This is a genomic window from Pengzhenrongella sp. (assembly GCF_036565025.1).
In the GTDB taxonomy this organism is placed as follows: Bacteria; Actinomycetota; Actinomycetes; order Actinomycetales; family Cellulomonadaceae; genus Pengzhenrongella.
The window spans coordinates 1-1,760 of the sequence record NZ_DATCNW010000466.1 but is presented as its reverse complement, the minus strand read 5'-3'; the positions used below and the strand labels follow the sequence as shown (position 1 = coordinate 1,760).

Sequence of the window (1,760 nt, the reverse complement as noted above, 5' to 3'; positions counted from 1 at the left end):
CCCAAGGAGTACAAGCCGCTGTCGGAGAATCCGGATTTCTTCGAGACGACGTGTCCCGTTTGTGGACGCGCGGCGCGGCGCGAGACGGACACGATGGATACGTTCATCGACTCCTCCTGGTACTTCTTGAGATACGCGAGCCCTAAGGATGCGAAGGAGCCGTTTGACACGGAGCTCGCCAACCACTGGATGGCTGTCGATCAGTACACGGGTGGCGTAGAGCACGCGATTCTGCACCTGCTCTATTCGCGATTCTTCGTCAAGGTGCTGCACGACGCAGGCATGCTCGATATTTCGGAGCCGTTTACCCGGTTGTTCAACCAGGGGATGGTCAAGCGGTTCGGGCAGGTGATGTCGAAGTCGGCCGGCAACGGGGTGTCGCCCGACGAACTGGTGGCCAAGCAGGGCGCGGATGCAGGACGCATCTACGAGATGTTCATCGGTCCGCCTGAAGAGGATGTCGAGTGGACCGACGCTGGACTCAACGGAGTGGTGCGATTTCTGCAGCGCGTATGGCGTTTGGTTTTGGAACCGGACTCGATCGTCGTCGAGGGCAGCGGTGCGGAGGCGATGCTTTTGCAACGCAAGGCTGCGCAGACGGTCAAGAAGGTCACTGAGCATTTCGACGAGCTGCGTTTCAACACGGCGGTTGCGGCGTTGATGGAACTGGCGAATGCGATGCAGGGGTATTTGCAGAACGGCGGCGCGCGAGACGCCACCTGGGACTCGACGGTGCGCGTTTTGGTGAAGTTGCTCAACCCTCTCGCGCCGCATATGTGCGAGGAGATGTGGGAGAAGCTTGGAGAGGGCGGCATGCTGGCCGACTCCTCCTGGCCTGAGTACGACGCGGAGGCGGCGGCCGTGCCGGAGGTGACGGTGGTTGTGCAGGTCGATGGCAAGCTGCGCGATCGGCTCACCCTGCCGGTGGGCACTCCGGAGGAGGCGGTGCTCGCTGCGGCGCTCGCGAGCGAGCGGGTGCGGGCGGCGTTCAACGGTCGGCAGCCGTCGAAAGTGGTGTTCGTCCCCGACCGGTTGATCAACCTGGTCCCGTAGGAGGGGTCTGCGCTTCTTGCGCTAGGCGGCCGCTCTCATCCCGGTGTCGACGATGAAGTCGGCGACGATCGAAGTCCCGGCCTTCACCTCGAGTGTTTGTGGACCGCTGATGATTCGGGCGATAGGCGCGGTCGCGACGCTCCAGGTCCCGATGGGCAGGTTGATCGAGTAGGCTCCGGCGGAATCGGTCTTAGCGACAAAGCTGGTGTTGCCGTTGGTGAAAATGAGGCCGAGCCCAGAGAAGGGTTGCTGCCCGCAGGTGGAAGCTGAAGCCGCGGGCGGACATGGGACCAGGGTGGCGGGACACGGCCGGCTGTCCGGCTGGACCGGCCCACCACAGCCGGAGGCCGTCACCAGGCCGTGCACGGTGCCGGTCTCGTTCGCCGGTCCAGGGAAGCGATAGCCGCCGCAGGCGGCGGTCGCGATCAAAAGTCCGACCAGAAGGGCGATTCTCATCGAGGACGAAACGCCGCCCGGCCCCACGAGGTCACGCTCCGACCTTCAATCCACCGCCGTTCGCGTAGTGTTGGTGCGCCGCGAAGAACGGCTGGCGGCCGTCCGCGCAGTGTTGGTAACCAGGCGATCCCGAGTAGCCAAGCGGTAAGGCAGGGGACTTTGGATCCTCGACCGAAGGTTCGAATCCTTCCTCGGGAACCAGGCTCTCGCGCACCCGTTAACAGGCTGGGTACCGCGACACACGCCGCCTG

At 64.0% G+C, this 1,760-nt stretch carries 2 protein-coding genes and 1 tRNA gene; 2 read left to right on the top strand and 1 reads right to left on the bottom strand.

The window, feature by feature from the left end; translation table 11 throughout:
• A partial coding sequence (locus VIM26_RS26085) for a class I tRNA ligase family protein (RefSeq protein ID WP_331956245.1) occupies positions 1-1,053 on the top strand: 1,053 nt, incomplete at its 5' end.
• Positions 1,054-1,074: 21 nt separating this feature from the next.
• Here the strand turns inward: VIM26_RS26085 and VIM26_RS26080 are convergent.
• Positions 1,075-1,509, bottom strand: coding sequence for a hypothetical protein (locus VIM26_RS26080; RefSeq protein ID WP_331956244.1), 435 nt, complete (start codon positions 1,507-1,509; stop codon positions 1,075-1,077).
• Positions 1,510-1,636: 127 nt separating this feature from the next.
• Between VIM26_RS26080 and VIM26_RS26075 the strand changes: the two genes are divergently transcribed.
• Positions 1,637-1,710, top strand: a tRNA-Gln gene (locus tag VIM26_RS26075).
• Positions 1,711-1,760: the final 50 nt, after the last annotated feature.

Coding starts and splice junctions, on each gene's coding strand:
- VIM26_RS26080 (WP_331956244.1), bottom strand. CDS start 1,509: ATGAGAATCGCCCTTCTGGTCGGACTTTTGATCGCGACCGCCGCCTGC.